The organism is Deltaproteobacteria bacterium, assembly GCA_020848745.1.
In the GTDB taxonomy this organism is placed as follows: Bacteria; Desulfobacterota; Binatia; order UTPRO1; family UTPRO1; genus UTPRO1.
In genome coordinates this window covers 1-23,065 of the sequence record JADLHM010000153.1, presented here as the reverse complement: position 1 = coordinate 23,065, position 23,065 = coordinate 1, and the positions used below count along the sequence as shown (strand labels likewise).

Sequence of the window (23,065 nt, the reverse complement as noted above, 5' to 3'; positions counted from 1 at the left end):
TGCTGCGGGTCGCGATCGGCGACGCGGCCGCCACCGAAGAGGCGATCCAGACGCTGATGGGCAAGGACGTGGCGCCGCGGTTCGAGTTCATCATGGAGCGGGCGCCGAAGGTGGACGAGCTCGACGTGTAGAGCCTCGCCGCCGGGCGCGCCGGACCGGAGGCCCGAACCGTGAGCGCGCGCCGGGCGCGACAAGATCGCGGAAGTTCTCTATCACTCCCGCCGTGATGCGTGACGATCGTTGGCGGAATCTGGTGACGGGCGCGTTCTACCTCGACGACGAGCTCGCCTCCGTTCGGGGGCGCGGCTCCGTCGCGCGCCGGCGACTGGCCCTCGAGTATCTCGACAGCATCCTCGAGGTCTTTTCCTCCGACCTCGATCCGGTCGAGGATTTCGAGGGCTATGCGGTCCGCCGCCTGGCGCAGTCGTTGCGGCGTGCGCTGCACGACGCGGGCACGCCGCCCCCCGCGCGTCCACGCGCACGAGCGCCACGCTCACGAGCGCCGCGCTCACGAGCGCCGCGCGCACGACTGCCGCGCGCACGAGCGCCGCGCGCACGACCGCCACGCGCACGCGGCGGCACTCGATGACCGGGAGACGGTAGCTGCGTGCCCCGTAGCGCGAGCCACGGGGCACGACGAGGCGCACCCGTACCGGGTGAACTTCCCGCTCGGCGCACCGGATCGCGATCGAGGCGGGCCGGGGCCCTACGCTTGTCGCGGCGCCGCGGCGGGATTACGACCACGGGGAATGCGCGCCACCGCCATCACCCGCCTCGACGCGCTGCCGTGCCCGCTCTGCGGCGATGCCCTCGAGCGTGGCGCGGGGCGCGAGGGGTTGGTCTGGGTCTGTCGTGCGTGCCGCGGCGGCGCCGTGACGCTGCCGATCCTGCGGCGGTTCGCGCCGCGTCCCTTAGTGAACCACCTCTGGCAGACGGCACTGCACCATGGACGCTCGTCGCCGCTTCGTTGCCCGGCCTGCCTGCACCGCTTCACCGAGGTCGCGAGCGTCGTGAGCCCGCGTGTCCTCGCTTGCGTGCGCTGCTACTGGGTGTGGCTCGACTGCGACGCGCTCGACGCGCTCACTTCGGCGGCGATGCCGTTGCCACCGCCGCCGCCGCCGCGCCGGCTCGCGAGCCGGCGACGGTGACCGCGCTCGGCCGCGTGCGCGCCGCGATCCGCTCCGACAGCGCCGGCCCGCTCGCGGCGGGGCCCGGCGACGCCGCGTAGGCGGCGCGGACCTGCCTCATCTCCAGCAGCCACGATGAACACGCTCCTCCTGGCACCCGGCGAGCTCGCGGCGGCGCGCGACGGGATCGTGCGGCTCGCGGCGGATCGCCGTGTCGCGCACGTGCAGGCCGTACACCGCGCCGCGGTCGGCACCGTGCTGCGCGTCGGGGTGCTCGGCGGGCGGCTCGGCGCCGCGACCGTCGCGCGGCTCGACGACGCCGGCCTCGAACTCGCCGTCACGCTCGACCGCGACCCGCCGCCGCCGTTGCCGCTCGCGCTCGTTCTCGGGCTCCCGCGCCCGAAGGTCGTCCGGCGGGTGCTCCAGGCGGCCGCGACGCTCGGCGTGAAGCGGCTCTGTCTCGTCGCCGCCTGGCGGGTCGAGAAGAGCTACTGGGAGAGCCCGCTGCTCGCCGCGGATGCCGTCCAGGCGGAGCTCGTGCTCGGCCTCGAGCAGGCCGGCGACACGATCCTCCCGACGGTCACGCTGCACCGCCGCTTCAAGCCCTTCGTGGAGGACGAGCTGCCGGCGCTCGCCGCCGGGACGCGGGGCCTCGTCGCGCACCCGCCGGCCGCCGCGTCCTGTCCGCGTGATCCGGCGGCGCCGGTCACCCTGGCGATCGGCCCCGAGGGAGGATTCACCGACTACGAGATCGGCGCGCTCGCGCGCCAGGGCTTCGAGCCCGTGTCGCTCGGGCCGCGCGTGCTGCGCGTCGAGCAGGCGATCCCGGCGCTCGTCGGGCGGCTCTGCTGACGTGAGCCTGGCGGCCAAGCTCGTGCTGGCGCGGCTGTTCGTCGCGACGCTCGCGTTCGACGCCCGTCGTTGTGATGATCCGTCGCGGCGGCTAGATCGTTTCCGGAGCCGCTGAGCCATTCGTCCCGCCGACGCCATGCCGATCGAGATCCGCGACGCCGACCTCGCCGACGAGCGGCTCCGCTCCGGGAGCGATCGCGGCTCGTGACCCGGCGCGGAATGATCCTCGTGACCGGCGGCAACTCCGGCATCGGCTACGAGTGCGTGCGGCGGCTCGCGCGCGACGGGCAGGCGGTGGTGATCGCGAGCCGCGACCGCGGCGCGTCGGCGGCCGCGGCCGCGCGCATCCGCGACGAGACGGGCAACGCCGAGATCGGCGAGATGGGCCTCGATCTCGGCTCCTGCGCCGCCGTGCGCACGTTCGCGCGGGAGGTGGAGGAACGCGACCTGCCGATCCACGCGATCGTCTGCAACGCCGGCCTGCAGACGAGCGGCAAGCAGGTGATCCGCTCCGCCGACGGGTACGAGCGCACCTTCGCCGTGAACCACCTCGGGCACTTCCTGCTGGTGAACCTGCTGTTGCGGCGGCTCGCGGCGCACGCGCCGGCTCGTGTCATGATCGTCGCCTCGGGCGTGCACGACCCGAAGCGGCGGACGGGCATGCCGAAGCCGGACGTCGGCCACTTCGACGTGCTCGCGCAGACCGGGGGGCCGCGGCCCGACGTCTTCGAGCCGCGCCTCGCCTACGTCAACAGCAAGCTCTGCAATCTCTGGTTCGCGTACGAGCTGACCCGGCGCCTCGCGGCCGCCGGCCTCACCTCGAAGGAGCGTCCGATCTCGGTGAACGCCTACGAGCCCGGCCTGGTGCCGGGCTCGGGGCTCGCGCGCGAGTATCCGCCCGCGCTCCGGTGGATCTGGCTCCGCGTGCTCCCGGCGCTGGCGCGGGTCGCCACGCGCTTCACGCCGTCGATCAACACTGCCGACACGGCCGGCGAGGCGCTCGCGCGGCTCGTGGTCGATCCGTCGCTCGTGCGCATCTCGGGGAAGTACTTCCCGGCGCACGCGCGCTGGGGCGAGGCGCCGTCGTCGGATGCCTCGTACGATCAGACGCGGGCGGCCGCGCTCTGGGATGCGAGCGTACGCTTCGCGCGGCTCGCGCCCGGCGAGTCGCCGCTCGTACGCTGAGAAGTCCGGATGGCGCGCAACGGGCGATCGGAGCTCTGGGTGCGCGAGGAGCTGCTGCACCTGCTCTCCGTGTCGGGGACGCTCGCCGGCCTCGCGGTCACGGTCGTCGCGGTCATGCACTCGCTCGGCCCGGCGGACGCGGTCGCGACGACCGTCATCGACGACCTCTTCGCGGTGTGCGCGCTCATCTTCCTCCTCTGTACGTACGGCATATTCGCGGCGCTGCGGCTCCAGCCTTCGCGTTCGGCGCGCGTCCTCGTGCGGATCATCGACGGGGTCTTCCTGGTCGGGCTGACGCTCATGACGGCGGCCGCGTTCGTCATGGTCTACACGGTGTGGTGACGCCCTGGCGGCGCTCCGCTTCGCAGGGGACGCGCTTGCGCGGCCCCGAGCGGAAGGAGTACGAGCGCAACCGATCCCTCGACGAAAGGAGGCTCTCATGAGGAGCTACGGTGCGGAGTTCGTCGGCACGTTCTGGCTGGTCTTGGGCGGATGCGGGAGCGCGGTGCTCGCCGCCAAGTTTCCGGAGGTGGGCATCGGCCTGCTCGGCGTGGCGCTGGCCTTCGGCCTCACCCTCCTCACGATGGCGTACGCGGTCGGTCCGATCTCCGGCTGTCACCTGAATCCGGCGGTCACGGTCGGCCTCGCGGCGGGGGGCCGCTTCCCCGTGAGCAACGTCCCTCCGTACGTGATTGCGCAAGTGCTCGGGGCGATCGCCGCGGCCGGCGTGCTCTATGTGATCGCCAGCGGCAAGGCGGGCTTCGACGTCGCGGCGGGCTTCGCGGCGAACGGCTACGGCGAGCACTCGCCGGGCGGGTACTCGCTCGGCGCGGCGGCCCTCACCGAGACCGTGATGACGGCGATGTTCATCTTCGTCATCCTGGCCGCCACGGCGAAAGGCGCGCCGGCCGGCTTCGCGCCGATCCCGATCGGCCTCATGCTCACGTTGATCCATCTGATCAGCATCCCGGTGACCAACACCTCGGTGAACCCCGCACGTTCGACGGGCGTCGCGGTCTTCGTCGGAGGGTGGGCGACCGCGCAGCTCTGGCTGTTCTGGGTGGCGCCGTTCTTCGGCGCCGTCGCGGGGGCGATCGCCTACCGCGTGCTCGCGACCGACGAGTAGGGGCGGTGGGATCTCTCGCGCGGACTCTCGTGCTCGCGGCGTGCCTGGTGCTCGCGGCGTGTGCGTCCGCGCATGCGGCGGACACTCCGTCGGCACCCGTGCCGATCCTTCCCGAGGCGCTTTCCTGGGCGAGCCCGCCGGGGAATCCCGCCGTCCGGGGCGCGTGGGTGGTGGGCAGCGAGCGCGCGGCGGGCCCGTATCTCTTCCGGGTGCGCCTCGATTCCGGAGCCCGCATCCCGCCGCACGTCCATTCCGACGCGCGCAACACGACGGTGCTCTCCGGGACACTGTGGGTCGGGTTCGGCGAGACCGTCGACGATGCGCGGCTCGTCGCCGTCCCGGCGGGTGCGGTGTACGTCGCGCCCGCCGGCGTCCCGCACTGGATCGCCGCCAAGGAGGACCCGGTCGTCTACCAGGAGTCGGGTCTCGGTCCGACTGCGACGACGCCCAGTCCACACCGATAGGTTCCGGGCCCGAGCTGCCGCGCCCGCCCGGGCGTACGCGCCGTCTCAGCTCGCGCGGATCAGGGACACGCGGCGTCCGCGCCGCGTCGGGCGCATCGCTTCGACGCGGCCGATTCCCGGCCACGGGTCGAAGCCGTACGCCCAGAGGCTCGGGGCGACCTCGTGGGCGCGGCGCGCGCGCTCGCTGATGGCGATCGGTGCGCTGAACCAGCGGAGCGCGCGGCGCCGCGCCATCCGGAGGCGTCGGGGGAGCGACGGCGGCGCCGGGGGGCAGCGATCCGGAGAAGGCGAGGCCGCCTCGCGGCGGAACCAACCGGCCACTGGGGCGATGACACGGCACATCATGGCGCCCTCCCAAGGTTGCGGCGGGGCGTCTCGGTGCCCCGCGGTTCTCCGGATCGCTATGGCGAGCGATACGCCAGGCTGCTTGCGCAGGTCAAGGGAAATTTCCCTAGGCGATGAGCGAAAGACCGGGCAAATTCCCTAGGGAACAGGGGCTATCTAGCTGAACTTTCATGCGCCAAATTGGGGCAATGTTGAGTTTTCGTAGGGAATTCAGCCTTGATCGACTCCCCCCTTCCACGGGATCGCGTCTCGCTCGTGTCTCGCATTGACGGCCGCCGGCAGACGCAGGCACGATGCGCGCGCACCGAGGCCCGCATGACGGCTGCCGACCAGTATCGCGCCAAGCTCAGCAGCGCCGCCGACGCGGCGGCGAGGATCCCTGACGGCGCCTTCGTGGTGCAGGGAAACGCGGTCGGGGAACCCCCGGCGCTGCTCACGGCGATCGCGGCGCGCGCCCGGGCCGGCGGTCTCACCCGCCTCGAGATGACCTCGCTCCTGCCGCTCGCGGCGTCGGCCGGATCGACGCTCGCGCCCGATCTCCGCGGGGTGATCCACTGGCGCTCGATCTTCGCGAGCGGCGCCGACCGCGCCGCCATCGCGGCGGGCGAGGCGGTCGCGGCGCCGGCCTACTTCCACCAGGTGCCGCGCATCTACCGCGAGTTCCTGAAGATCGACGTCGCGCTGATCCACGTCTCGCGCGTCGATCGCCACGGCTACATGAGCCTCGGCGTCGGCGTCGACAGCGCGCGCGCCGCGGTCGACAGCGCCGCTCTCGTCCTCGCACAGGTGAACGACCACATGCCGCGGGTGCACGGCGACACCTGGGTTCACGTCTCCGAGGTCGACGCGGTCGTCGAGCACTCGGCGCCGCTCATCGAGCTTCCGGCTCCCGCCGTGCGTCCGGAGGATGCCGCCATGGGCCGCATCATCGCCGAGATGATCCCGGACGGCGCTACGCTCCAGCTCGGCATCGGTGGCGTGCCGAGCGCCGTCGCGCGCTCCCTCATGAGCCACCGGGATCTCGGCATCCACACCGAGATGTTCGTCGATCCGATGGTCGACCTCATCGAGGCCGGCGTCGCGACCGGCCGGCGCAAGACGCTTCACGCGGGAAAGGCCGTGTTCGCCTTCGCCGCCGGCTCGCGCCGCATGTACGAGTTCCTCGACGACAACCCCGCCGTCGAGTCGCATCCCGTTTCGTACACCAACCACCCGCCGAACATCGCCCGCAACGACGGCCTCGTCTCGGTGAACTCGACGATCGAGATCGACCTGACCGGCCAGTGCTGCTCCGAGTCGATGGGTCCGACGCAGTGGAGCGGCACCGGCGGCCAGCACGACTTCGCGCGCGGCGCCTTCGAATCGCGGGGCGGGAAGTCGATCATCGCCTTCTACTCGACCGCGAAGAAGGGCGAGGTGTCGCGCGTCGTGCCGATGCTCCGGCCGGGCGCGGTCGTCACGACGCCGCGCACGGAGGTGCACTGGGTCGTGTCGGAGCACGGGGCCGCCTGCCTCAAGGGCAAGAGCACGGCCGATCGCGCCCGCGCGCTGATCGGTCTCGCCCACCCGAAGTTTCGCGACGAGCTCACGGCCGAGGCGAAGCGGCTCGGCTACCTCTGACGGCCGTGTGCGCGGGGTCGCGTTACGGCGTTGGCAGCCGCGCGCCGGTTGGGTAGTGTCGTGGGATGTCTCCTGCGCTCCGGGTCGTCGCGTCGTGCGTCCTGCTCGCGGCCGTCGCCGCGCCGGCGCGCGCCGCCGAGAATCCGCCGGACTCGTTCCTCTGCTACCTGGCGGGTTCGGCGAAGAACAAGAAGCTCACGCCGATCAGCGGTGCGCCCGTCGAGGTGCGCGACCGCTTCGGCGACGCGAGCTTCGTGATGCGGCGGCTCGCGGCGCTCTGCAATCCCGCGAGCCTCGACGGCGAAGCCGTGTCGCACGACACGATTCACCTCGTCGGGATCACCATCAAGAAGGAGAAGACCGCGCCGAAGTTCGTTCCGTTCACGGTCGGCGTGAGCGATCGCTTCGGCACGCGGCAGCTCGAGCTCGGCGCGCTCGCCGCCGTCCTCGACGTGACCCCCGTCCAGCCGGGGACCAACGTGCCCGCGGACTTCAACGACGATCCGACCAGGAGCGCCGTCGAGGTGAACCGGTTCAAGTGCTACGCGGCCGCGGCGCCGAAGGGCGCGCCGAGGATCTCCGAGCCCGCGCCGATCACGGTCCGCGACGAGGGGTTCCCCGGCGGCCAGGCGTTCCGCGTGCGGAAGCCGACGAAGGTCTGCTTCCCGGCGGACGTCGACGGCGGAACGCCGGGCGCGGAGACGCGCGGCGACCTCCTCGTCTGCTGGTCCGTGAAGCTGCCGAAGGGCGCGAAATTCGTGCGCCAGACGGTCGGGACCCGCAGTCGCTCCGTCGGCGTCCGCATCGTCGGACGGCGGAAGCCCTCCGAGATCTGTTTCGCCGCGCGGCTCTTTCCCGGCGGTTGATCAGACCCGGTAGTACGACCGGTACCACTCGACGAAGCGCTTCACGCCGACCTCGACCGGCGTATCCGGGCGGTAGCCGACCGCGTCGACCAGCGCCTGCACGTCGGCGCTCGTGTCGGGTACGTCGCCGGGCTGGAGAGGCAGCAGGTTCATCTCGGCCTTCTTGCCGAGCTCCCGCTCGAGCACCTCGATGTAGCGCAGCAGCTCGACCGGCTTGCCGTTCCCGATGTTGAAGACGCGCCACGGCGCCGAGCTGGTCGCCGGATCCGGCTCGTCGCTCCGCCAGTTGGCGTCACGCACGGTCGGCTGGTCGGCGGCCCGCACGACGCCCTCCGTGATGTCGTCGACGTAGGTGAAGTCGCGGGTGTGCTTGCCGTGGTTGAAGACGTCGATCGGCTTCCCGGCGAGGATGTTCTTGGCGAAGAGAAAGAGCGCCATGTCGGGACGGCCCCACGGGCCGTAGACGGTGAAGAAGCGAAGACCGGTGGTCGGCAGCGCGAAGAGGTTGGAATAGGTGTGGGCGAAGAGCTCGTTCGCCTTCTTCGTCGCCGCGTAGAGTGTCAGCGGGTGGTTCACGTGGTGGTGCACGGAGAACGGCATCGCGGTGTTGGCGCCGTAGACCGAGCTCGTGCTCGCGTAGGTCAGGTGCTCGCAGCCGTTGTGGCGGCAGCCTTCCAGGATGTGCTGGAAGCCGATGATGTTGGCCTCGATGTACGCGTACGGGTGCGTGATCGAGTAGCGGACGCCGGCCTGCGCCGCGAGGTGGATGACGCGCGGAAAGCGGTACTTCGCGAAGAGCTCCTCCATGCCCTGGCGGTTCGCGAGGTCGAGCTTCACGAAGGTGAAGCCCTTGCGGGAGGTGAGGCGCGCGAGCCGCGCCTCCTTGAGCTTCGGGTCGTAGTAGTCGTTGACGTTGTCGAGCCCGACCACCTCGTCGCCGCGGTCGAGCAGCTTGTGGGCCACGTGCGACCCGATGAACCCGGCGGCGCCGGTGACGAGAAAGCGCATAGCGCGCATGGTGAAGGGTGCAGGGCCGCCGCGCAAGCAGGCAATTCGCTTGCGGAGCGGTATCCGGGCCGCGGTCGCGCGGCGTCGGCCATCACGGCGCGCGGATGGCAGCGAAGCGATGGCGTGTGAATCCGTCCGACCCCGCCTTGCCGGGGCGTGGATCGTTGCGTAGGGTCGTTCCGCTCCAGGGGACGCGATGACCTCTCCGGAACCGCCGAAACCGCACCGTCGGCTCGCCGCGATCCTGAGCGCCGACGCCGTCGGCTACAGTCGCCGCATGGCCGCGGACGAGGCGGCGACGGTTGCGGCGATGCGCGCGCACCGCGAGACGCTCGCCGGCTTCGTACGCGAGCACCGTGGCCGGGTCGTGAACGCGGTCGGCGACAATCTCCTTGCCGAGCTCCCGAGCGCCATCGACGCGGCGGCGTGCGCGATCGCCGTGCAGCGCGAGATCGCGCGCCAGGAGGAGGTGCTGCCCGCCGAGGCGCGGCTGCCGTTCCGGATCGGGCTCCACCTCGGCGACATCGTGGTCGCGGCGGACGACGTCTTCGGGGACGGCATCAACATCGCCGCACGCCTCGAGGCGCTCGCCGAGCCGGGCGGCATCTGCGCGTCGGCGGCGATCGTCGACCAGGTGCGCGGCAAGATCGAAGCCGCGCTCGAGGATCTCGGCACACCGGCGCTCAAGAACATCCCCGTGTCGGTGCGCGTGTATCGCCTGCGGCCGCTCCGCGACGGCGAGACACCGATCGAAAGCGCGACCACGGTGCCCGGGTTCGGCGGCCGGCCGGCGATCGCCGTGCTACCGTTCGAGCCCCGCGGGTCCGACGACGCGCACGCGGTCCTCGCCGACGGCATCGTCGAGGACCTGATCGCGCGTCTTTCCGCGTTTCGGCTCTTCCCGGTGATTTCGCGGAGCTCGACGTTCACGTACCAGGGCAAGCGCGTCGACGCCCGTCAGGTGGGCCGTGACCTCGGCGCGCGCTACGTCGTCGAGGGCAGCGTGCAGCGGTCCGCCGACCGCGTGCGCGTCGCCGTACAGCTCATCGACGCCGCCCAGGGCGTACAGCTCTCGTCCGAACGGTACGAGCGCGAGCGGGGCGACGTACCGGCACTCCAGGACGACGTGGTCGCGCTCGTCGTCGGCGCCATCGAGCCCGTGCTGGCGCGCGTCGAGCGGCAGCGCGCGCAGCGGAAGCCCGCTCCGCAGCTCGACGCGTGGGAGTCGGTGCAGCGCGCGCGTTGGCTCGTGTTCGGGTTCCGCTCAGCGGACGAGGTGCGCGAGGGGTTGCGGCTCTGCCAGCGGGCGCGCGAGCTCGACCCGAGCTTCTCGACGGCGGTGGCGCTGGAAGCGATCGCGCACATCGTGCTGGTGACCTATCTCTGGGACGAGCGCCCCGCCGAAGACGCCGCGCAGGCGCTCCGCCTCGCCGAGGAGGGCCTTGCGCTCGACGAAGACGACCCGTGGGCGCACACCGCGCTCGGTTACGCCTGCGGTCTCGTCGGCGATTCCACGCGCGAGATCCCGGCGTTCGAGCGCGCGCTCGAGCTGAACCCGAGCTTCACCTTCGCCTACGAGGGCCTCGCGGGCGCGCTTTCGGTGTCGCATCCGGACGAGTCGGTGCGGATCGCGAGCAAGGCGATCCGCCTCTCGCCGCGCGATCCGCAGATGCACTTCCTCGTCCACCGGCTCGCGGTCGCGCACCTCATGGCGGGACGCTACGCGGACGCCGCCGCACGCGACGAGGAGAGCCTCCGCCTCCGCGCCGACCAGGCCCACATCTATCGCGTGCTCGCGGCGTCCTACGGGTGGCTCGGGCGCTCCGCCGACGCGCTCGCGGCGCTCGAGAAGATGCGGCGGCTCGCGCCGCAGTTCACCGTCGAGGGCTTCCGACGCGCCAACTCGACGGAGCTGGCCGAGCGCTGCCTCGAAGGGTGGCGCCGCGCCGGATGGACGGAGGTCGCGTAGCGCGGGTTCCCGATCAGTCGGCGCGATCCTTGAGTTCGGCGGGCACGAGCTTCAGCGCGGGAGGAAACGAGTAGGTCGCTTCCCAGCAGGTTCCGAGATCGTTCACGAGCTGCACGCGGAGCGGGGAGACGATGGAGTCGGGCGCGGGCGTGTCGAGGAGAGTGCCGCGGCCGCGTACGAGGATCTGCGCTTTGCCGGCGACGAGCCCTTGCTTGAGGGTCACGCTTTCGATGCCGCCCGGCGTCGCGCTCTTGGTGGTGTAGCGGAACGAGGTCGACGTCGCCTTCCAGCACGGCTTCGTGCCGCAGGTGCCGCCGCCGGGGATCACCGCCGCCGCGATCCGGCCGCCGCCGTCGTACAGGCAGAGCCGGTAGTCGGTGCCGGCGAGGGGATTCCCGAAGTCGGCGAGGGTCGTAACGGCGCCCCGCATCCACTTCCACGCGAGCGCGTCCTTGTCGTCGGGGGTACGGTCGCGGATCTGGACGAAGGCCTTCGCGGGCGCGGCCGGCGTCCGGCAGCCGGCGAGCGGCGCGGCGGCGCAGGAAGGCGTCGGCGCGGGCGTCGGCGTTGGGCCCGCCCCGAACGGGACGATCGCCGAGTACTCGGGGCCGGCGGGCGCGCTCCCGCCATAGACGCACGCGCCGCTGCTCGGCCCGCCCGCCGCGCCCGAATCGTCGAGCACCGCGCCGGTGCACGGTCCCGCGGGTCCCTCGTCGAAATGGAAGAGACCGACGGTCGATGCGTCGGTCGCGAAGGGCGTCGACGGCGGCGTGAACGCGCTCGCGTAACGGACGATCGTCGACACGCGCAGCTCGTCGAGAAATCCGTCGTAGGAAGGATAGTTGGAGCCCGCGTCGTGCTTCTCGGCGCCGAGCACGAGATACGGATCGTTCGGGAAGCTCGTGCTCCGTCCGTCGCGATAGCTCAGGTCGCCGGTCGGCCCGGCGCCGCTCGCGTCGAGCGCGCCATCGACCCAGACCGTGAGCGCCCCGGTTGCGGCCGTCCGCGTCACGGCGACGTGGTGCCACGCGTTGTCGGCGACGGTCGTCGCGCCGCAGATGCCGGCGCCCGCCGTCCCGTTGTGCGCCCCGAACGCGATCACGCCGCCGTGCAGCGAGACGCCGAAGTCGCCATGGTCGCCATCGAAATAGACGTCACGGTCGGCGAGGACGTTGCCGGTGATCCAGTTGTCGGATCCCGGCGCGCAGGCGCCGCTCGTATTGTCGGCGGGAGCCGCTCGCATCCACCACTCGAGCGTGAAGTCGCCGCCTACGTCGATCGGACGCGCCGGCGCGTCGATGGGGATGCGCACGCGGTCGATTCCGCCGACGCCGTGACCGTGGAAGCGGAGCGAGAGCGCGGCGGCGGTCGCCTCCCCGGGGGACGCGACGAGAAGCAACGCGAAGATCACGCCGAGCGCGAAGTGGAAGCGGATCGGCATGATCAGGCCATAGCATGCGCTGCGCGCGCTCACGAGCCGTGATCGCGCCGCTGCCGCGCATGGCGTCCGCCGGCGACGCGGTTTCATTGCGCCACGTTTGCGTCTTTCAGCGGGTACTGCCGCGCCGGTACGCGGCACGGCCCGCCGTCCTTTCCGGCCGCGCCGTCGACGATCGCGACGAGGCCGGCGTCGGCCGGGAGCAGGCCGCCCGATGAGGGGATGAGGTCGCCGCGCAGGCGGCGCGCGTCGAAGGTCTCGTCGGAACGCGGCGTGACGGCGTAGAGCGCGAAGGGGTCGGACCCGTCGACCGCGGGTCCGGCGACCGCGAAGAGCGATCGGCCGTGCCCGGCGAGCTCGCGGATGCCGCTGCCGCCGAGGTCGACGAGCGCGGCCATGTCGAAGCGGAGCGCGTCGAGATTCGCCATGCGGATGAGTGCGGCCTTGCCGTCGACGAGCGGCGCGCGGAGCCCGAGCCACAGGCGCTCGCGCGCGCCCTGCACCACGACGGCCGCGCCCGCGATCGCGAGCGTCCCGCACGCGTCCTTCGACGCCGCGCGCTCGGCGGCCACGAGCGTACGGCAGAGCGCGCGGCTCGCGTCGATCGCCCGCCCGGTCGGCGTGAACAGACTCTCGAGGCACGTCCGCTCGTCGGCGCCCCACAGGCTCGCCATGAGCGGCGCATCGTCGATCGCGCGCGGCTCCCGCAGGGCCGGGCCGGACTGGTCGAGCTCCGCGACGAGGATGCGCTCGCGTTCCGGTCGGACCTCGCAACTCGCGCCCCGCGCATGCGAACCGACCAGCACGAGCGAGCGGATGACGATCGCCGCCGCCTCGACGTCGTGGGGGCGCATCGGCGCCGGAATCGCGGAGAGGCTCAGGTTCCGCTCCTTCACGGCGACGAGCGCGCCGGCCTTCACGGAGAACCCGAAGAGCGTGTCGTCGATCGCGCGGTCGACGACCCAGGCCGCGCCGTCGCGTCCGGCGACGACGGCGGAGGCTTCGCAGAGGCGGTCGGGATCGGCGCGGAGCGGGGTTGGGGCGAGGCCCGAAAGGTCGGCGGCCGGGATCGCGGCGGGGAGCCCCGCGACGAGCGAGGTCGCGAGGGCGACCATGACGAGCGGCGTGCGGGACATGGTCGAGCGCTTTGACACGTCCGACGTGCGCCGACAATCGGGGCCGCCCACCCGAGGAAACGCCGAGGGTTTCGCCTCGTCGGACGGCGAAAACACCTTGCCAGCTCCGGCACTCCCGGTCATGTATCCCACCGTTCGCGCGCCTCTCGCGAACGGTGGCGGTGCCTGCTGGGAAGTCCAGTTCGCCACGACCTTCCGGAACACCGATACGAGCGTGATCCTGAAGCAGGGTCTCGCGCCCGGGAAGACGAAGATCATCCTCGCCGGCAAGAGCGCCGATCGGCTGCTGCCCGCGTTTCCGCTCGCGCAGGGTCCCGGCGTCGATGGGATGGCGCGCCTTCAGCGCGCGACGACGTCGCGATAGACTTCACGGAGCGGCAGCGCGACCGGTACGGCGGTGAGCGCCAACGTGGCGTCGCGGTCCGTCGCCGTGAACGACGTCCACGACGCGTCGTCTCGCCGCCGCCAGACGTCGACGTGCACCCTCGTCTGCTCGACCAGCAGTACCTCGCGGAGTGACGGGATCAGCCGGTAGGCGTCGAGCTTCTTGCCCCGATCGTAGTCCCGGGTGGCGTCCGAGAGCACCTCGACCAGCAGCACCGGATTGCGCACGGTGTCGGGGCGGTCGGGCACGAGCACCGGCGCGCCGCAGATCACGGACACGTCGGGATACGTGTAGAGCTCGCCCTCGGTCGCGATGCGGAGATCGCTGCCAAAAGCGCCGCAACCGGTGTCGCGCAAGGCCGTATGCAGAACGGCCACGACGTTCGAGGCGATGCGATTGTGATCGAACGAGGCCCCCGCCATCGCGAAGATCTCACCCTGGAAGTACTCGTGCTTCACGGGCGACATCTCCTCGACGGCGAAATAGTCGTCGAGCGTGTAGTGGCGCTGCGGCTGGCTCATGGACGGACCGTACTCCTCGGGCTCGCGCGGCGACATGGCTACGCGTACCTGGACCTAGAACGGGCCGCCGTCGACGCCGAGGCGCTGGCCGGTGACGTAGCCGGCGCGCTCCGAGACGAGGAAGCGGACGGCGTCGGCGATCTCCTCCGGCGTGCACACGTGGCCGAAGGCGCTGCTGGCGTCCATCGAACGGATGTCGGAGACGCCCATGGCGCCCTTGACGAGGCGGCGGCCCATGTCGGTGTCGACGAGGCCCGGCGCCACGACGTTCACGTGGATGCCGTGGTGGCGCTCCTCCTTCGCGAGCGTCACGGCGAGCGCCTCGAGCGCGGCCTTCGCCATGGTGTAGGGCGCGCTGTTCGGCGCCATGTACCGGGTCGCGGCGGACGAGATCATGACGACGTCGCCGCGCGGCGCCTGCCGCATGCCGGGCACGACGAGCTTCGCGAGCGCCCACGCGCCGTAGACGTGCGTCCTCCAGAGCTTGTCCGGTTCGCGCGGGTCGGTGTCGACGACGGTCTGGCCGCGCGACGCGACGCCGGCATTGCAGATCAGGACGTCGAAGCGGCCGAAGTCGCCGAGGGCGCTCCCGGCCATCGCCGCGCACTGCTCCCAGTCGCCGACGTCGGCGGCGTAAGCGCGGGCGCGGCGGCCGAGCGCCTCGATCGCGGCGACGGTGGCGCGCGCGGCCTCCTCATCGTGGCGATAGTTGATCGCGACGTCGGCGCCGTCGGCGGCGAGGCCGAGGGCGATGGCGCGGCCGATGCCGCGGCTCCCGCCGCTCACGAGGGCGATGCGTCCGTTCAGGTTCATCGGAGTCTCCCGTTCACTCGTCGTTGAACTGCGGCGGCCGTTTGGCGAGGAAGGCGGCGACCGCCTCCATCATGTCGCCGGTGTGGCTCGCGAGGAGCTGGGTGCGGTTCTCGAGCTCGATGCCGGCCGCGAGCGAGCCGATCTCGAGCTGGCTCCACATGACCTCCTTCGTCATCTGCACGCCGAAGGGGCTGTTCCGGGCGATGAGGTCCGCCTCCGCGAGCGCGGCGTCGACGACCGTGCCGTCGGGTACGACGTCGAGCACGAGGCCCATCGTCTTCGCCTCCTCGGCCGGCAGGAAGCGGCCGGTCAGCATGAGCTCGTAGGCGCGCGACGCGCCGATGAGCCGCGGCAGCAGCCACGAGACGCCGATGTCGCACCCCGAGAGCCCGATCCGCACGAATGCCACGTTGAAGCGCGCCGACGCGGCGGCGATGCGGACGTCGCTCGCCAGCGCGAGCGCCAGTCCCCCGCCCGACGCGGCGCCGTTCACGGCGGCGATGATCGGCTGGCGCATGCCGCGCATGAGCGGCACCAGCCCGGCAATCGCCTGCTGCACGACGAGGCCCGACTGCACGCGTCCGAGCCCGGCGGCCGCGGGCGGCGTGGCGCCTTCCTTCAAGTCGAGGCCGGCGCAGAACGCGCGGCCCGCGCCCGTCAGCACGATCACGCGGCAGCCACGGTCGTCGCGGAGCGACGCGAGCGCCGCGTGCAGGTCGCGGATCAGGTCGGCGTTCATGGCGTTCAGGGCCGCGGGCCGATCGAGCGTCACGAGCGCGACGTGCTCGCGCGGGCGGCTGATGTCGACGGTCGTGAGTGCGCTCATGCCGCGGTTCTCACTCGGCGCGAGGGTGACCGTCAATCACGAGCGCAGGCGGCGCGCCCACCACGCGAGCGCCGCCCGGCCGCTCGGACGCGCGTGCGCGTGCCAATGGTCGGGGATGTTGCGGCGGTGGCCGTCGATCACCCAGGTCGCGAAGAGCCCGGCGGCGGCGCGTCCGAGCGCCGCCGCCATGTGCGCCAGCTCGTCGGGCGGCGGGTCGATGCCGTGCCGGCGCCAGACGACCATCGGCACCGCGCAGATCTCGCAGTCGGCGACCCAGCAGACGTCGTCTTCGAAGTACCAGCGCGTGAGCCGCGCCGCTTCGCAGAGGTCGCAGCCGCGCTCGATCGGCATCGCGGGTGGCGTCGCGCCGCCGCGCGGCTCAGCCGCGGCGGGCGCGGGCGCGCTCGGCGAGCTCGCCGACGGCGTCGATGATCTCGCGCCAGACGCCCGGTGGGAGATCGTGGCCCATGCCCTCGACGATCACGAGCTCCGCCCCCGGGATCGCCGCCGCGGTGGCGCGTCCGCCCTCGACCCGCACGAGCGGATCGGCGTCGCCGTGGATCACGAGCGACGGCACCCGCACCGAGCGGAGCGCCGCCGTGCGGTCGCCCGACGCCATGATCGCGGCCATCTGCCGCGCCACGCCCGCGGGATGGTAGCCGCGGTCGAAGGCGCGCTCGAAGAGCGCCCGCATGCGGTCTTCGTCGAGCGGGAACTTCGGGCTGCCGATCACCTTCCACGCCTCGAGCGCGCGCGCGACGTTGCCCGCGCGGTCCGCCGGCGGCGGCGTCAGCAGGACGCGCATCGCCTCCGGCGTCGCCGGCGGCAGCGTGATGTCGCCGGTCGTCGACATGATCGAGGTCATGCTGAGGAGACGGTCGGGGTGCCGGATCGCGATGGTCTGCGCGATCATGCCGCCCATCGACGCGCCGACCACGTGGGCGCGCGCGATCCCGAGGACGTCCATGAGCGCCACGGTGTCGTCGGCCATGTCTTCGAGGCGGTACGGCGCCTGGACGGGTTTCCCGGCGAATGCCGCCTGCATCGCCTCGAAGACGTTCGGCACCCCGAGATCGTCGAGCTGGGTCGACAGGCCGACGTCGCGGTTGTCGAAGCGGACGACGTGGAAGCCGGCGGCGGCGAGCTCGGCGCAGAAATCCTCCTCCCAGAGGATCATCTGCGCGCCGAGCCCCATGATCAGGACGAGCGGGGGGCTCGTCGGGTCGCCGAAGGCGTCGTAGGCGAGCTCGATCCCGTTCGCGAGGCGGGCACGCGGCATACGGGCGTTGTTGCGTGCCGGCGGCGACTGGTCAAGCAAGGGGTGCGAGCAGCGCTCGGTGCGACGCTCAGCGCCGGAGATCGTCGAGTTGCATCGCCTCGGGACCGCCCGTTTGATGGATGCACATGGCCTTCATGGGTTCGACCTCCGCGGGCGTTGTGCGCTAGGGCGCTCGTCGATGCTCCCCGCGTTCGGCGCCGACCTCGCCTCCCGCATCCACGCGCACCTCGCGCGCCACGACCGCCTCGCCGTGCCGCTCGACGGCCGGCGCCACGCCGCGGTCGCGGTGACGCTCGTCGCGGACCACGACCGCGCGCCGTGCTTCCTGCTCACGCGGCGCGCCCCGCGGCTCTCGTCGCACGCCGGACAATGGGCGCTTCCCGGCGGCCGCGTCGAGCCCGGCGAGACGGCGACGGCGGCGGCGCTCCGCGAGCTCGCCGAGGAGGTCGGCCTCGCGGCCGCGCCGGGTCAGGTGCTCGGCTGCCTCGACGACTACCCGACCCGCTCGGGGTACGTCATCACGCCCGTCGTCGTGTGGGCCGAGGAGAGCGAGACGTTGGCGCCCGATCCGCGCGAGGTGAGCGCGGTGCACCGGGTGCCGCTCGGCGTGCTCGAGCATCCCGACGTGCCGCACCTGCGCGCGATCCCCGAGAGCGAGCGGCCCGTCATCTCGATCGCCATGGTCGGGACCCACGTACACGCGCCGACCGCCGCGATCGTCTACCAGCTCCGCGAGGTCGGCATGCACGGCCGGGCGACGCGGGTCGACCACTTCGAGCAGCCGGTGTTCGCGTGGCGCTGAGCCCGCGCGGGTCACGTTGCGCCCCGCGCGGCCTCAGGACGGCCGGACGGTGATGCCGCCATCGACGGGGATGACGACGCCGGTCACGTAGGCGCCGGCCCGCGAGGCGAGGTAGATCGCGACTCCGGCCATGTCCTCCGGCTCGCCGATCCGGCCGAGCGGGCAGGCCGCGATGATCGCGTCTTTGAAACGGTCGAGCGTGGCCGCCATCATCTTGCTCTCGAAGGGCCCGGGGGCGACGGCGTTCACGGTGATGTGCTTCGGCGCGAGCTGGACGGCGAGGACGCGCGTCATGTGGTGTACGGCCGCCTTGCTCGCCGAGTAGGAATAGGTCTCGAGGAAGGGGACCTTGAGCCCGTCGATCGAGCCGATATTGATCACGCGCGCGGGATCCGCGGCGCTGCCGGCCTTCTCGAGGAGCGGCAGCAGCATCTTCGTCATGTGGAACGGGCCCTTCACGTTGAGCGCGAGGACCTTGTCCCAGCCGGAGTCGGGGAACTCCGCGAGCGGCGCGCCCCAGTTGGCGCCGGCGTTGTTCACGAGGACGTCGAGCTTGCTCTCGCGCGCCGCGATCGCGTCGGCGAGCGCCTTGCAGCCGGCCTCGGTCGAGAGGTCGGCCGGGACCGCGATGCAGGTGCCCTTCTCGGAGAGCGCCGCGGCGGTCGTGGCGCACTCGGCTTCCTTGCGCGCCGAGATGTAGACCTTGGCGCCGGCCTCGACGAAGCCGCGCGCGATCATCGCCCCGATGCCGCGCGATCCGCCGGTCACGAGCGCGACTTTGCCCTCGATCGAGAACAGATTCTGCATGGGCCCGAGCTACTAGCCTGCTTTCCGGGTCGTTGGTAGACCCAACGCTCCATGCGCGTCTTCGTCGCCGGCGGGACCGGCACGCTCGGGCGGCCGACCGTGCGGCTCCTGGTGGCGGCGGGGCACGAGGTGCGTGCGCTCGCGCGGACGCCGGAGCGCGGGGCGATTCTGCGGGGGCTCGGAGCCGAGCCGGTGGTCGCCGACCTCTTCGACCTCCAGGCCATGACGGCTGCCGTCGCGGGCTCGGAGGCCGTGCTCCACCTCGCGACCCGCATCCCGCCGCCTGCGCGCATGCGGAACCTCGCGGCGTGGCGCGACAACGACCGGCTCCGCAGCCAGGGGTCGAGCATCCTCGTCTCCGCGGCGCTCGCGGCGGATGCGAAGGTCTACGTGCAGGAGTCGATCACGTTCCTCTACCAGGACCTCGGCGACCAACAGATCTTCGAGACGGCGCCGATCGACGCCCCGCAGCCGCTCGCCTCGGCGCGCGACGCCGAGCGCGAAACCTCTCGTTTCACCGCGCGCCGGGGGCAGGGGATCGTGCTGCGGTTCGGCGGCTTCTACGCGGCCGAGGCGCCGTCGACCCTCGCGGTCGTCGCGCTCGCGCGCCGCCGGCTCTTCCCGATCATCGGGACGGGCGACCACTACGTGTCCTCGATCCACGTCGACGACGCGGCGGCAGCGACCGTCGCCGCGCTCGCCGTCCCGGCCGGGATCTACAACGTCGTCGACGACGAGCCGCTGCGGATGCGCGACTGGATGGGCGCGCTCACCGACGCCTTCGGATTCAAGCCCGCCCGCCGCCTCCCCCTGCCGCTCGCCCGGCTGCTCCTCGGGCGGCCCGTCGACCTGCTCTCGCGATCGCAGCGCGTCAACAACACCATGTTCAAGGCCGTCGCGGCCTGGACGCCGCGCCATCCGAGCGTTCGCCAGGGCTGGCGCGCGGTCGCCGACGCGCTGAAAGCCGCGAAAACGGCTTGACCTGACCTCCCGGCTGCGACTAGCGTCCGATGAAAGTTGCCGTAACAAGTCGCACGTCCCCATCAACCCCAGTCGAGGAGGAGGCTCCCCCTATGCGTTCGAGAGTTCTGCTGTGCGCGTTCGTCGCGTTCGCGATCGCCGCCCCGGCGCTCACCGTGCCCGCCGATGCCGGCACGTACCCGGGCAACAAGTGCGCCGCCGACAAGCTGAAATCGGCGAGCAGCAAGTGCAAGGCCGCCTTCGGCGCGTGGGCGAAGTTCGCCGGTGGCGGCGGCAACGACATGGCGACCCGCGACGCCGCGCTTGGCAAGGCGACCACCAAGATGGGGAACGCCTGGACGAAGGCCGAGGGCAAGGCCGCCGCGAAAGAAGTCGACTGCGTCGACATGACCCTCGCGACCGCGTCGATGCAGACGCTCATCGACAACGCCGTCGCCGCGGTCTTCAGCGACGTCACCGGCGGGCTGAACCTCACCGACAAGGACGACGCCAAGTGCGCCTCCGCTCTCTTGAAGGCAGCCGGCAGCGCGTGCGCGGCCGTGCTCAAGAACGAGGCCGGCTACATCAACAAGCTCGCGGGCGGCAAGACCAAGCGTGATGCCGGCAACAGCAAGGCCGAGACCAAGCTCGCCGACGCGGTGAACAAGCAGCTTCCGCCCACCGGCAGCTGCCCGACGACCGCGACGCTGTCGTCGATCGACACCGCCGTCGACGCTCTCGCGGCCGACGTCACCACCAACATCATCGTCTCGCCGAACGTCGACGACACCCAGTTCACGATCGTCTCTCCGGCGGAGTATCCGGGCCAGAGCTACGAGGGCAGCCAGCTGCACCCGATCTGCGCGTTCGGCACCCCGTACCACTATTTCGTGAAGCGTGGCTCGGTGAACAAGCTCGTCATGTACTACCAGGGCGGCGGCGCGTGCTGGGACTACAACACCTGCGTTTTCGTCGGAACCTTCGACACCGAAGTGGACCCGTTGAGCTGGGACAACCCCGACAACAACCAGGTCGGCTTCGGCGACCTCAACAACCCGAACAACCCGTTCAAGGACTGGAACATCGTCTTCGTGCCGTACTGCACGGGCGACATCCACTTCGGCGACAGCCTGCCGAGCTACGGCGGTACGCCGACTCGCCACAAGGGTTGGCACAACGCGCGCACGGCGGAGAAGTGGGCGCGCGAGCACTTCGTCGCTCCCGAGGAGATCTTCGTGACGGGCTCGAGCGCGGGTTCCTACGGCGCGTTCTTCAACGCTCCGCTGCACCACGAGGTGTGGCCGGATTCCAAGTTCTCGGTGCTCGGCGACGGCGGCAACGGCATCATCACGCCGAGCTTCCTGCAGAACGAGTTCAACCAGTGGAACTTCATGGCCCATCTGCCGAGCAACATCCCGGGCGTGGTGGAAGCGATCACGGACGGGACGGGCATCCCGGCCTACACGAAGGCGGTCGCCGACTACTATCCGAACAGCGCGTGGGGGCACTATTCGAGCTCCTACGACGGCGGCGCGGGCGGCCAGACCGGCTTCTACAACGTGATGTTGAACTTGCACCCGCTCGTCATCCTCAACTGGCCGAGCTGGTGGAACGCGAGCTGCGCGTGGAACAGCATCATGCGAACGCAGGCGATCGCGACGGCCGCCGCCGCGCCGAACAACTACCGCTACTACATCGGCACCGGCTCGCGGCACACCATGTACGGCAGCAACAAGGTCTACACCGACACCAGCGGCGGCGTGCCGCTGATCGTCGACTGGGTCAACGCGATGCGCGACCGCACGCTGGCGTGGACCAACGTCGAGTGCAGCCCGGCGGCGGCCTGCGCCACCCTCCTGCCGGGCGATCCGCAGCCCGGTACGTTGCCGACGCCGCCGTTCTCGCAATCCGGTCCGGACGTCATCATCACCTGTCCGTGAGCCGCGGGCGTCGCGAGACGCCGGAATGAGACAGTCGAGGGCCGAGGTCGCCGCGTGCGGCCTCGGCCCTCGTCACATGGCGGCGACGACGGGCGCGGCGGCCGCCCGCTCCGGCGCCGAAGGTGCGAAGCGCGCGACCTTCTCGAACAAGTCTCCGGAACGGATCGGTTTCGGCAGATAGTCGTCCATGCCGGCCGCGATGCAGCGCTGGCGGTCCTCGTCGAGCGCGTGCGCGGTCACGGCGACGATCGGCTGGTGCTCGCCCGTCCCGTGCTCCCGCTCGCGGATCCTCGCGGTTGCGGTGAGCCCGTCCATGACCGGCATCTGGATGTCCATCAACACGACGTCGAAGCGTTCGCGCGCCGTGAGGTCGACGGCGAGCGCGCCGTTCTCGACGGCGATCACGACGTGGCCGCGCTTCTCGAGGAGACGCGTCGCGACGGTGCGGTTCACCGCGTTGTCTTCGACGACGAGGATGCGGCAGGGGGTGGCGGTGTCGTCCGGAGTCATGTCGGAGGCGTGGCGCGACTCAGAGGTTCGCGGCGGTGCGGATCTCGAGGCCGTTCACGACGGCGTCGAGCTCGGGATCGAGACGCCCGAGCTCGACGCGGAGCTGAACGAGCAGCGGCGCGCCGCCGCTCACGTCGCCGTCCCGGCCCATGTGCTCGAGCTGCATCGCGACGCTTCCGGCCGCCTTGGCGCCGAGGGTGAGGAGCGCGCCCTTCACGCGATGGGCCGCCTGCTGCACCTCGGAGGCGTCCCGCGCCGCGAGCGCCGCGTCCAGGCGCCGCAGCACCTGGACGCTGTCGGTGCGGAACATCTCGATCACCTTCAACAGGAGATCGGCCTCGTCGCCGACCTGCTCGTAGAGCGCGGTGCGGTCGAGGACGGGAGCGTCGGACGTCGTGGTCGCTGTCATCGGGGCCTCCGGGGGGTTGGCGTCGAGGAGAGCCTCGACGGTGGCGAAGAGCTCGGTCGGTTGGATCGGCTTTGTGGCGTAGTCGTCCATGTCGGCGGCGAGGCAACGCTCGCGGTCGCCCTGCATGACGTGCGCGGTGAGTGCGATGATCGGAATGCGGCGGGCGCCGCTCGCGCGCTCGCGCTCGCGGATCGCGGCGGTCGCCTCGAAGCCGTTCATGATCGGCATCTCGACGTCCATGAGGATCACGTCGAAGCGCTCGTGTATGCTGATCTCGACGGCCAGCTGGCCGTTCTCCGCGCAGACGACCTCGTGGCCGTGCTTGGCGAGCATGCGGCTCCCGATCGTGCGGTTCACGGGGTTGTCCTCGGCGAGGAGGAAGCGTCGGCGCGGGCACGCGAACACGGCGGGGTCGGCCGGCGCGGGCGCGCCGCCTTCCGGCGCAGGCGCGGCGTCGGCCGTGGGCCCGACGTTCGCCGGGACTTCGGCCGCGGCGGCGGCATCGACGGGAGGCGCGGGCGCCTCGGCGGCGCCGAGCGCGTCCGGCGCGAGCTGCTTCACGACCGTCTCGATCACGCGGCGGAGGTCCGACGCGGCGACCGGCTTCATCAGGTAGCCCGCGACGCCGAGCTCGCGGCAGCGCGCCGACTCGCCCTGCTCGCCGGCCGAGGTCAGCA

Annotated in this window: 25 protein-coding genes; 13 read left to right on the top strand and 12 right to left on the bottom strand. The window is 71.8% G+C overall.

Going from position 1 to position 23,065, the window contains the following annotated elements; genetic code table 11:
* Positions 1-749 precede the first annotated feature (749 nt).
* The 6 genes from IT293_22080 (at position 750) to IT293_22055 (ending at position 4,754) form a co-directional block, all read left to right on the top strand.
* On the top strand, positions 750-1,148 hold the full coding sequence (locus IT293_22080) for a hypothetical protein (GenBank protein MCC6767347.1): 399 nt from the start codon (positions 750-752) through the stop codon (positions 1,146-1,148).
* 114 nt (positions 1,149-1,262) lie between these two features.
* On the top strand, positions 1,263-1,979 hold the full coding sequence (locus IT293_22075; GenBank protein MCC6767346.1) for a 16S rRNA (uracil(1498)-N(3))-methyltransferase: 717 nt from the start codon (positions 1,263-1,265) through the stop codon (positions 1,977-1,979).
* 204 nt (positions 1,980-2,183) lie between these two features.
* Positions 2,184-3,164: an SDR family NAD(P)-dependent oxidoreductase gene (locus tag IT293_22070; GenBank protein MCC6767345.1), complete on the top strand. Its 981-nt coding sequence runs from the start codon at positions 2,184-2,186 to the stop codon at positions 3,162-3,164.
* Positions 3,165-3,173: 9 nt separating this feature from the next.
* A complete protein-coding gene (locus IT293_22065; GenBank protein MCC6767344.1) occupies positions 3,174-3,506 on the top strand; it encodes a hypothetical protein in 333 nt (110 codons plus the stop codon).
* A 97-nt stretch (positions 3,507-3,603) separates the two neighbouring features.
* Entirely contained in the window at positions 3,604-4,290 is a 687-nt protein-coding gene (aqpZ, locus tag IT293_22060; GenBank protein ID MCC6767343.1) for an aquaporin Z, read from the top strand.
* A 44-nt stretch (positions 4,291-4,334) separates the two neighbouring features.
* Complete coding sequence (locus tag IT293_22055; GenBank protein ID MCC6767342.1) at positions 4,335-4,754, top strand: cupin domain-containing protein; 420 nt, start codon at positions 4,335-4,337, stop codon at positions 4,752-4,754.
* Between the two features lie 45 nt (positions 4,755-4,799).
* Here the strand turns inward: IT293_22055 and IT293_22050 are convergent, their stop codons facing one another.
* Entirely contained in the window at positions 4,800-4,988 is a 189-nt protein-coding gene (locus tag IT293_22050) for a hypothetical protein (GenBank protein ID MCC6767341.1), read from the bottom strand.
* Between the two features lie 426 nt (positions 4,989-5,414).
* Here IT293_22050 and IT293_22045 point away from each other — a divergent pair, with 426 nt between their 5' ends.
* Both IT293_22045 and IT293_22040 read left to right on the top strand, forming a co-directional pair.
* Positions 5,415-6,719 carry an acetyl-CoA hydrolase/transferase family protein gene (locus tag IT293_22045; GenBank protein MCC6767340.1) on the top strand — a complete coding sequence of 435 codons (1,305 nt, stop codon included), beginning with the start codon at positions 5,415-5,417 and terminating at the stop codon, positions 6,717-6,719.
* A 65-nt stretch (positions 6,720-6,784) separates the two neighbouring features.
* On the top strand, positions 6,785-7,585 hold the full coding sequence (locus IT293_22040) for a hypothetical protein (GenBank protein MCC6767339.1): 801 nt from the start codon (positions 6,785-6,787) through the stop codon (positions 7,583-7,585).
* Here IT293_22040 and IT293_22035 read toward each other — a convergent pair whose 3' ends face one another.
* On the bottom strand, positions 7,586-8,602 hold the full coding sequence (locus IT293_22035) for an NAD-dependent epimerase (protein ID MCC6767338.1): 1,017 nt from the start codon (positions 8,600-8,602) through the stop codon (positions 7,586-7,588).
* A gap of 187 nt (positions 8,603-8,789) precedes the next feature.
* Between IT293_22035 and IT293_22030 the strand changes: the two genes are divergently transcribed.
* Positions 8,790-10,562, top strand: coding sequence for a hypothetical protein (locus tag IT293_22030; protein ID MCC6767337.1), 1,773 nt, complete (start codon positions 8,790-8,792; stop codon positions 10,560-10,562).
* Positions 10,563-10,575: 13 nt separating this feature from the next.
* On the opposite strand, the gene IT293_22025 is transcribed toward IT293_22030, so the two are convergent.
* Complete coding sequence (locus IT293_22025) at positions 10,576-12,003, bottom strand: LamG domain-containing protein (protein MCC6767336.1); 1,428 nt, start codon at positions 12,001-12,003, stop codon at positions 10,576-10,578.
* Positions 12,004-12,086: 83 nt separating this feature from the next.
* The gene (locus IT293_22020; GenBank protein MCC6767335.1) at positions 12,087-13,136 is read right to left on the bottom strand and encodes a DUF3616 domain-containing protein; all 1,050 of its coding nucleotides are present in this window, start codon (positions 13,134-13,136) and stop codon (positions 12,087-12,089) included.
* 121 nt (positions 13,137-13,257) lie between these two features.
* On the opposite strand from IT293_22020, the gene IT293_22015 reads away from it, so the two are divergent.
* Positions 13,258-13,500, top strand: a complete 243-nt coding sequence (locus IT293_22015; protein ID MCC6767334.1) for a hypothetical protein — start codon at positions 13,258-13,260, stop codon at positions 13,498-13,500.
* Here IT293_22015 and IT293_22010 read toward each other — a convergent pair.
* Genes IT293_22010 through IT293_21990 form a run of 5 tightly spaced genes read right to left on the bottom strand, consistent with a single transcriptional unit; the run spans position 13,476 to position 16,960 of the window.
* Positions 13,476-14,078, bottom strand: coding sequence for a Uma2 family endonuclease (locus IT293_22010; GenBank protein MCC6767333.1), 603 nt, complete (start codon positions 14,076-14,078; stop codon positions 13,476-13,478). The genes IT293_22015 and IT293_22010 overlap by 25 nt on opposite strands.
* A gap of 18 nt (positions 14,079-14,096) precedes the next feature.
* The gene (locus tag IT293_22005; GenBank protein MCC6767332.1) at positions 14,097-14,855 is read right to left on the bottom strand and encodes an SDR family oxidoreductase; all 759 of its coding nucleotides are present in this window, start codon (positions 14,853-14,855) and stop codon (positions 14,097-14,099) included.
* 13 nt (positions 14,856-14,868) lie between these two features.
* The gene (locus IT293_22000; GenBank protein ID MCC6767331.1) at positions 14,869-15,681 is read right to left on the bottom strand and encodes an enoyl-CoA hydratase/isomerase family protein; all 813 of its coding nucleotides are present in this window, start codon (positions 15,679-15,681) and stop codon (positions 14,869-14,871) included.
* Between the two features lie 36 nt (positions 15,682-15,717).
* A complete protein-coding gene (locus IT293_21995) occupies positions 15,718-16,032 on the bottom strand; it encodes a hypothetical protein (protein MCC6767330.1) in 315 nt (104 codons plus the stop codon).
* A 28-nt stretch (positions 16,033-16,060) separates the two neighbouring features.
* Positions 16,061-16,960 (bottom strand): alpha/beta fold hydrolase, encoded by a 900-nt coding sequence (locus IT293_21990; GenBank protein MCC6767329.1) that lies wholly within the window; start codon positions 16,958-16,960, stop codon positions 16,061-16,063.
* Between the two features lie 178 nt (positions 16,961-17,138).
* Between IT293_21990 and IT293_21985 the strand changes: the two genes are divergently transcribed.
* Entirely contained in the window at positions 17,139-17,762 is a 624-nt protein-coding gene (locus tag IT293_21985) for a CoA pyrophosphatase (GenBank protein ID MCC6767328.1), read from the top strand.
* Positions 17,763-17,795: 33 nt separating this feature from the next.
* Here the strand turns inward: IT293_21985 and IT293_21980 are convergent, their stop codons facing one another.
* The gene (locus IT293_21980) at positions 17,796-18,569 is read right to left on the bottom strand and encodes a glucose 1-dehydrogenase (protein ID MCC6767327.1); all 774 of its coding nucleotides are present in this window, start codon (positions 18,567-18,569) and stop codon (positions 17,796-17,798) included.
* A gap of 51 nt (positions 18,570-18,620) precedes the next feature.
* On the opposite strand from IT293_21980, the gene IT293_21975 reads away from it, so the two are divergent.
* Together IT293_21975 and IT293_21970 are read left to right on the top strand one after the other, a co-directional pair.
* Positions 18,621-19,550: an NAD(P)H-binding protein gene (locus tag IT293_21975; protein ID MCC6767326.1), complete on the top strand. Its 930-nt coding sequence runs from the start codon at positions 18,621-18,623 to the stop codon at positions 19,548-19,550.
* Positions 19,551-19,642: 92 nt separating this feature from the next.
* Positions 19,643-21,469: a hypothetical protein gene (locus IT293_21970; protein ID MCC6767325.1), complete on the top strand. Its 1,827-nt coding sequence runs from the start codon at positions 19,643-19,645 to the stop codon at positions 21,467-21,469.
* A 72-nt stretch (positions 21,470-21,541) separates the two neighbouring features.
* Here IT293_21970 and IT293_21965 read toward each other — a convergent pair whose 3' ends face one another.
* Both IT293_21965 and IT293_21960 read right to left on the bottom strand, forming a co-directional pair.
* Positions 21,542-21,979 carry a response regulator gene (locus tag IT293_21965; protein MCC6767324.1) on the bottom strand — a complete coding sequence of 146 codons (438 nt, stop codon included), beginning with the start codon at positions 21,977-21,979 and terminating at the stop codon, positions 21,542-21,544.
* Positions 21,980-21,998: 19 nt separating this feature from the next.
* Positions 21,999-23,065, bottom strand: a 1,067-nt coding sequence (locus IT293_21960; protein MCC6767323.1) for a response regulator, incomplete at its 5' end; no start/stop codon positions are given.